The following is an 8,592-nucleotide window of genomic DNA, read 5'->3' as shown; positions in this document are numbered from 1 at the left end:
GGCTATAATAGCTATAAATATTTAGTTAAATGTCAACAATACAGTACACTAGTATACCTGCAATGTATCATGAAAACAATTCTTCAAGAAGGAATCCATACGTTTTCTTGCATTTCGTAATCCTCTATCTGCACATTAATCCTAGCCGTTAGGCGTTAGATAAGTCCTTATTCGATTTATAATTCACTGGAAAGGCATAAAGGATACATTGGTAATGTACCTTATAAAACTACTGGGTAAAACAGCCATAACAAAAAAAGATCCCTCCTTTCATAAACAACGTTTTATTTATTTTCATTGTCTACTTTAGAGGAATCATATCAAAGCTGTCTGAAAAACAGTCAACAAAGGGAATCTTTTTTTTATTCTAGTCCTTATGCATGAACCGTAACGACGTAATCGCCATCAACGACATCAACACTGATGACATCATCCTTACCGGCATTGCCTTCAATCATCTTACGAGCAATCAGCGTTTCAATGTTACGCTGGATATAACGCTTCATAGGTCTTGCCCCATATACCGCATCAACGCCTTGAGTAGCAATACTGCGATATACAGCGTCACTAACTTCTAACTTAATATCTTTATGGGCTAATCGCTGTGTCAGCTCATCCATAAATTTATGAGCAATCTTACCTAACATATCATCATTTAAAGCATTGAACACAACAATTTCATCAATACGATTGATAAATTCCGGCTTAAAGTATTTCTTCACTTCGTTTAAATATTTGTCTTCTTTATCTTCTTCATCAAAGGCAAACTGACTTCCCAGATTACTTGTCATGATCAGCAGCGTATTCTTAAAGTCTACGGTCACACCTTTGGAATCGGTAATACGTCCATCATCCAGAATTTGCAATAATACGTTAAAGACATCCGGATGGGCTTTTTCAACCTCATCAAACAGTACGATAGAATATGGATTCCGACGGATTGCTTCCGTTAACTGACCACCTTCATCATAACCGACATATCCCGGAGGAGCACCAATCAAACGGGCAACGCTATGTTTCTCCATATATTCACTCATATCAATACGAACGATATGTGATTCACTATCGAAAAGCTGTTCTGCCAATGCTTTGGCAACTTCTGTCTTACCGACACCGGTAGGTCCTAAAAATAAGAAGCTTCCGATAGGACGATTTTCATCTTGAATCTGGGCTTTGCTACGTAGAATGGCATCACTTACAAGCTCTAAGGCATTATCTTGTCCAATGACACGTTTTTGCAATGCTTCTTTTAAATGCAATAATTTCTGACGCTCACTTTCCACTAATCGTGCAACTTCTATACCGGTCCAGCGCGAAACAATCTTGGCAATGAGCTCTTCATTTACCGTTTCCTGAATCAAGGCATCCTCATTATGTTCTTTTTCAGCTTGCTCACGAATGAGCTTCTCTAAATGCGGAATGGTTCCATACTGCAGCTTCGCCGCATCCTCATAACGAGCCTCACTTTGTGCCTGTTCTAAGTCTAAGCGTGCTTTTTCCAGTTTTACCTTGGCATCTTTGCTTTCTTCCAAAACAGCTTTTTCATCTTCCCATTTTGTATAAAGCTCATCTTTCTTTGCACGTAACTCTTCCAATTCTTTCTTAATATCATTCAATCGTTCAATTGCTTTTTTATCTTCTTCCTTCTTTAACGCCGTTTCTTCGATTTGCAGTTGCATGATCTTACGTTGTAATTCATCCAATTCTTGTGGCATGGATTCCATTTCCACCCGTAAGGTAGCACAAGCTTCATCTACTAAATCAATGGCTTTATCCGGTAAGAAACGATCTGTGATATAACGATTTGACATAGTAGCTGCCGCAATGATTGCTTCATCTAAGATTTTTACACCATGATAAGATTCAAAGCGATCTTTTAAACCACGCAAGATACTGATGGTATCCTCAACCGTTGGCTCTTGCACAGTAACTCTTTGGAATCGACGTTCCAAAGCTGCATCCTTTTCGATATACTGACGATATTCATTAAAGGTCGTTGCTCCGATACAACGCAATTCTCCACGCGCTAGCATTGGCTTCAACATATTGCCGGCATCCATACTGCCTTCGGTTTTACCGGCACCAACCAAATTATGAATTTCATCAATAAACAATATAATGTTTCCTTCGGCATTTTTTACTTCTTCCAAAATTGCTTTTAAACGTTCTTCAAACTCACCACGATACTTCGCACCGGCAATCAAAGAACCCATATCCAATTCAATCAGTTTTTTATCCTTTAACGAACTAGGTACATCACCCTTCATGATACGCCAAGCAATTCCTTCCACTACAGCGGTCTTACCAACGCCTGGCTCACCAATCAATACTGGGTTATTTTTCGTCTTACGAGATAAGATTTGGATAACACGGCGAATTTCATCATCACGGCCAATAATAGGATCAATTTTACCGCTTTTTACATCTTCGACCAAATCACGACCGTATTTACTTAAAGCCTCTAAATTGCTTTCCGCATTTGGTGTATCCATATTTTTGCCACCACGACGTTTCAGTTCCTCTTCCTTGCATGCTTGCTCATTCAGGTGGAACTCTTTCACCAACTGTTTAGAAATATAAGATTTGTTAAACAGTAAGGCGATAAAAACACTGGCAACACTTAGATAGCTTTCCTGAACGGAATCACTCCATTGCTGCGCCTTATCAAATGACTTCGCAACTTCATTTGAGAATTGCGGATTCACATTGGAACTGCGAGCTACCCTGCTCATCTCATCATCAATCATTTGTAAAGCTCTTATCTTATCAATATTCAATCGCTTAAACAGTCCATCTAACACATCGTTTTCAAAGATAGCTTTCAGCATTTGAATTGTGTCAATGGTTGTATGCTGATAGGTTTTACAGATTTCGACGGCATGCATGATAACTTCTTGCAGTTTCTCACTCATCTTTTCAAAGTTCATAGTATCACGCTCCTTTAGCACTCTAACACTTTGATTGCTAACTGTATTATAGCACAAGTTTTAGCACTGTCAACACTTGAGTGCTAATTTTTACTTAAAATGATTTTCATTTAAAGTAGAGGTATGCTATTTTTAAGAATCATTTGCCAATATTTTAATGACTTGTATATTTTATATTCTTGCATCATAACAAAAAGCTATACTGCATATTGCGCAATATAGCTTTTTACATGTATCTGAAAACTTTTTATACACTATTTTTTCCATACACCACTTTTTTTACGAATACGTCCATTACGAAGGACTAACATTTCGCAAAATAGCAATCGTTTGACAATAACGTATTATTCTTGCTCAAGAGCAAGCGTTCTCGTAGTGATATCGCATACTTCAGCAGGTCCGTAATACTGGATAGCTCCTGGATAAACAAAGCAAGTTTCACTCGCCCATTCTTCTCTATGTGCTTCGAAGAATTTGAATGGTTTTCCATCAAGTTCAACTAAAGCCTTTCTGATAACTGGTTTATCTTCGCCATGACGTCTTTCTACGTTCATCATCTTCGTGATTGGCATACCACCGGCAACCCATTCGCTAGCTGGCTTAGAAAGATTAGAAATCTTTGATAAGTAGCCTGTATAACCATACTGGATCAACATAAATGCGTTATATCCTAATGAGTAGCAGTAGTCTGAATCGAAATTAGATGGGAATGCACATCTTCCTTCATATCCAAAGAAATGGTGAAGAGGATTAAATTTACCATTGTATGTACCGGCTTTTCTTCTCTCTTCTAATTTATCTTTTACTAAAGCAGAGAATAATTTTTCTGATTCGATCAAAGAAACCTGCACATTTCCATGTGGATCTCTTTCTAAGAATAACTGCTGCTGGATACCTTCTGGAAGGATTGCAAATACATCCATAGATGCTTTTGTTAAACCATTTTCGATGAAGGCATATTTTTCTTTCCAAGTTGCTAAAGCATTGAATGCTTCTGCTTTGCTGCCTGCTAATAATTCATTGATTTCCTGAATCAGTGCAGAGAATTCAGGAACGAATTCAACAACACCTTCTGGGATGATGGCAACACCAAAGTTCATGCCTTTCGCTGCACGTTTTTCAACAGAATCAGCGATATAATCAGCAATCTGTGATAATGACATCTTTTTCTCAGCTACTTCTTCAGAAATCAAGCAGATGTTTGGCTGTGTTTCAAGAGCACATTCCAAAGCTACATGAGATGCAGAACGTCCCATAACTTTGATGAAATGCCAGTATTTCTTTGCAGAGTTTGCATCTCTTTCAATGTTACCAATCAATTCACTGTATGTTTTTGTTGCTGTATCAAAACCAAAAGAACATTCAATATCTTCATTTTTAAGGTCACCATCAATAGTTTTAGGACAACCGATAACCTGAACACCTGTATTATTAGCTGCAAAATATTCTGCTAATACAGCTGCATTTGTATTAGAATCATCTCCACCGATAATAACGATAGCCGTGATACCATGTTTTTTACAAACTTCAGCAGCGATAGCAAACTGTTCATTTGTTTCCAGTTTTGTTCTGCCAGATCCGATAATATCAAATCCACCAGTGTTTCTGTATGCATTGATATATGCATCATCGAAAGTTAAATAATCATCTTCGATCAAACCACTAGGACCATTTTTAAATCCCAACAATACATTTTCTTTATTGGTTGCTTTTAATGCATCGTATAAACCACAGATAACGTTATGTCCACCTGGAGCCTGTCCTCCAGAAAGGATAACACCGACAACCTGTTTTTTTGCTTCAGATGTATTTGCTCCTTTTTGGAAAGTGATTTCCTTTTTACCATAAGTATTTGGGAAAAGTTCTTTGATCTTTTCTTGATCGGCTACACTTTGCGTTTCCTCACCTTCTACAACACAAATATCTGCAATACCGTTTCTTAGCATTCCTGGAAGTTTAGGTGCATACTCATATCTAGCTTTTTGTAGTGATGAAATTTCCATAATCATTCTCCTTTTCATTTATCTAATTACATCCTAAATTATAAGGCATTCACCTTAAAATGTAAACTACTAAAAGGTCATAAGTATGATTTTAAAGAGTCCAAGACAGATGTCCATGATAATCACTCATACTTCATTTAAAGAGATAGCTTTGAAACAAAAAAGCTTGTATGATATCTTGCTTATTCACAATCTTTGCTACCTTTAGATCTATTGCTTATTCATCCTTTTTTTGCAATATTCTTTTATAGCATCATGTATCCAAAGACCTTTATTACAGAATATACCTTCACCTTTATCTTTTAGATATTCTATTGCTTCTTGATATTGGGCATTGTAAGTCATTGATAGAGATACCCTTAGTTCTTCATGATATGGTTGATCACTTATATGAGCATAAAAATCATCTATTGTGACCTCATTCATAATCTGATTAAATTTTTCTAAATACAGATCCACATAGCTTTCCATTTCTTCGCTTGTCCACTCTTTTAGATAATCATAGTCTAAATATACTTCAACACCACTAACCGTGAATGCGCCGACAGCCCTTAAACTCAGTGGCTCTGTTTTATTGTTATCCATATGTAGACAATCCCATAATAAATCATCTATCCATAAGGGCTTGATTTTTACTCGTATACTGCAACAACATCTATCGTCAACTGTTTCTCTAACATCAATCATACATTCTATAAACAAATCATTTTTACTATACCAAATCATATAGTCTTTCTTCTTCATTTTGTATGCCTTGACTTTTTCCTTTAACATCCTTGGCAATGCTTTTTTTAATTCTCTTAGTTTTCTTTGTTGCTCTCGTTTCATATTCATTCTCCCAACATATCGTAATAGACTCATCTATGGTTATTCTTACCATATACGTTTCCTCATAAAACTTGTTAGTTATAAATACCTATTCATTCGTTTTTTAATTGTATCATGAAATCTCATTCCATTGATAGATAGTTTCTTTTTAATTATAAAAAGACAATCAATTTCTTATTTAAAATCAACTGTCTTTCCTATGTCTTATTCAATTTTATGTGTTAAATGAGTGCCTTTCAGTTAACACCCTGTTAAAAGCGGTTTTGCCTTGTAAATACAGCGTTTTCCGCTTAGTAGTGTATATTGTCTCTTGTTTTTTGTGCCCCCCTTGTTAGATAACGGGGGCTTGATAAGGCTCGCTACGCTCGCCAGCAAGCTGGCGTGGCGATATGTCTTACGACCGCCACCGCTGGCGGATCACTCCGTCGATTTGCAACATTTTGAGCGTATCTCCCATACAAACTGAGATTTATTGCTCTAACACGAAATATGAATCGTATTCTGTTCCGTCATGACCTATTAGTTTTTCTTCCGAGAGTTTAAAACCTAAGCTTCTCAATGCTGAAATGCGTTCCGTCGCTGATGTAATCCCTTTTGTGGCTATTTTATCACAGTGAAACAGTGTATATGTATGTTCAATTATCAACTTTAGAATTGAAACAATCTCACTTGCAATTTCATAATCACTCCGAATATCTAATCTAAGTAAACCACAATTTGTAAAATAATCATCAGCTTCTCTGTGGAAAAGCTCTATCGTACCTATCGCTTCATTCGTTGCCTTTGAAACAATCGTCCAACGGACAAATCCTTGTCTCTTATACTCCCAAAGCCAGTATTCAATTGCCTGCCCCATTCTGTTTTCAGTTGTATAATGAAAATCATCTTCACCACAATTATCACTATTAAAAAAAGGTACAGATTTCTCATCAGAATAAACTTTTAACAAATCTGCTTTATCCTCCTTGTTTGTTAATCTTAACATATAATATTCATTCTCATAGTTAGGACAATTTTTATATACATCAACCATTTTGTTAATCCCCCTTGATAAATTCCAATTTGCCTTTACTTGTATTATACCATGCTGTTATAAACATTGTCATTTCTTTTCTACTTTTGAAAAGTTACTTCTCAGTCCATGATTTGTAAAGGGTGCTATATAGCATTGCTTACGCAATAAGCCCTTGACAAACCATAGCCCGATAAGTGTAGAGTAATCAAGCAGAAATGAAATAGTCTGCTGTTTCACGATATAGAAAAAGACGCTCTTTTTCAAGCGTCGTTCTTCCATAACTCTGCATTTCTTTGTATAAGTCGTTACATCAGGCTCTTTCGTTTGTTGTAATTTCGTTGTAATTTTCTTTATTTTTCTTCTGCTGTTTTGTCGATAGACACTGTATTTATGCGGATTTTCTAAATTTTTTATCCGTTTTTCGTATTATAAAAGTAGGAAAAATATCCTAGTGATAAGAAAATTAATCAAATTATAAAATGTAGTTTGCATGTATGAACTAGAAATAACATTAATTTTCATAATCAACGCTAGTTTATTATGAAAAGGTAATATAACTTTTATCCATCGACAGGTTTTTCTTTTTAACTTTTCTCAATACTCTTTTCATTTTAACCAACGAGAGTTTGAAAACAGGGTTCTGTTCATAGGGGAACAGGTAATGCCATATATTGTAATAGAAATCAATTCTGCAAATCGAGGTTGTTCTATTTATTCTTTTTGGGTTTTGGATTTGGCAATTCATCATACATGGCATCAAATAAGCCAGTCAAGTAATCCTCGTCGTCAACATCATCAACAAGTAACATCTCTTTTGCTCCTTCATATGGCAATTCATGCACAGCATTTGGCATATATGAAATGGCTGATTTTACTGGTTTCACGAGTAATCGATCATCATATATTCCGCCGACAATCTTGCCCTTATAATAGAGTATAAATTCTCCCATCATTGCTCTATATGATACTTCTTCCAACTCATATAACTGCCCTAAAATAAATTCTAAATATTCTTTGCTCGATGCCATAATTTCCTCCTCAAATTCTAATTTCATATTCATTACCTACAAATGACTGACCGTGCCATTTCCGATGAGAAGATTTTCTCCTGTGGAAGTCAAAATCCCGTGCAGATGCTTTGCCCAATCTTCCATTGTCATAGGCACTTCTCGTTCTGCTTATCTTTCCACAAAATCAGGATATCCGGAAACAAGCTGTTCCATTGCTTGAAGATTGTAAATGGCATCTCCCTTGCCACTTCACGATTTTCTTCTTTTTGAACCTATCGGAATTTTTGACAAGTTGAATTTTCATTCAGTTCGCCTTCACCATAAATATGCTTAATGTGTTCTACAACATTAGTTCGTGAAGTCTGAAACAAGTCTGCCATCTGTTGTTGCGTAAGCCACACCGTTTCATCTTGCAGGAGGTGACCCATTTGGGTTGTGACTTGAGATAATCAATCATCTCCTAAATTCGTTCTTTTTCCTGCCTAGTAATTCACGTTGGCAACCATCGCTGATATTCTGGGCAAAGATAAGTCTACTGTCGCAAAAGAAATAAAACTTCACCGTACAGAATGCCTTTAGAACGCTCTTCTTATTCTTCATACTTGCTTCACACCCATAAAATCAGTCTTTCCAAGAAAACATTATATACATATATAGAAAATAATATTTTCAAGAATATAGGTATCGACATTTCCACATTACCTTCGCTAGACAAGAGAACCCTACTTTTCTTTTCTTGACATCAATACGATACTTTCAACGGTATTCCCTTTGTCCCACAAAAGCTCCGTAACTTCCCCGCCATCCTT

5 protein-coding genes are annotated in these 8,592 nt (G+C 36.2%); all 5 read right to left on the bottom strand.

The genetic code is table 11. The annotated features are described in order from the left end of the window. Positions 1-374: 374 nt before the first annotated feature. Complete coding sequence (locus AC1VS3_RS12040; RefSeq protein WP_008689161.1) at positions 375-2,927, bottom strand: ATP-dependent Clp protease ATP-binding subunit; 2,553 nt, start codon at positions 2,925-2,927, stop codon at positions 375-377. Positions 2,928-3,271: 344 nt separating this feature from the next. Further along, entirely contained in the window at positions 3,272-4,930 is a 1,659-nt protein-coding gene (locus tag AC1VS3_RS12035) for a diphosphate--fructose-6-phosphate 1-phosphotransferase (RefSeq protein WP_008689162.1), read from the bottom strand. Positions 4,931-5,140: 210 nt separating this feature from the next. After that, positions 5,141-5,764, bottom strand: coding sequence for a hypothetical protein (locus AC1VS3_RS12030; RefSeq protein WP_481275667.1), 624 nt, complete (start codon positions 5,762-5,764; stop codon positions 5,141-5,143). 463 nt (positions 5,765-6,227) lie between these two features. After that, positions 6,228-6,791, bottom strand: a complete 564-nt coding sequence (locus AC1VS3_RS12025) for a GNAT family N-acetyltransferase (RefSeq protein WP_008689164.1) — start codon at positions 6,789-6,791, stop codon at positions 6,228-6,230. Between the two features lie 689 nt (positions 6,792-7,480). Further along, positions 7,481-7,801, bottom strand: coding sequence for a TfoX/Sxy family protein (locus AC1VS3_RS12020; RefSeq protein ID WP_008689165.1), 321 nt, complete (start codon positions 7,799-7,801; stop codon positions 7,481-7,483). Positions 7,802-8,592 lie beyond the last annotated feature (791 nt).

This window comes from Longicatena sp., from assembly GCF_982403165.1.
Note: the sequence above shows the minus strand (reverse complement) of the source record. Positions and strands in the feature narration are given on the sequence as shown.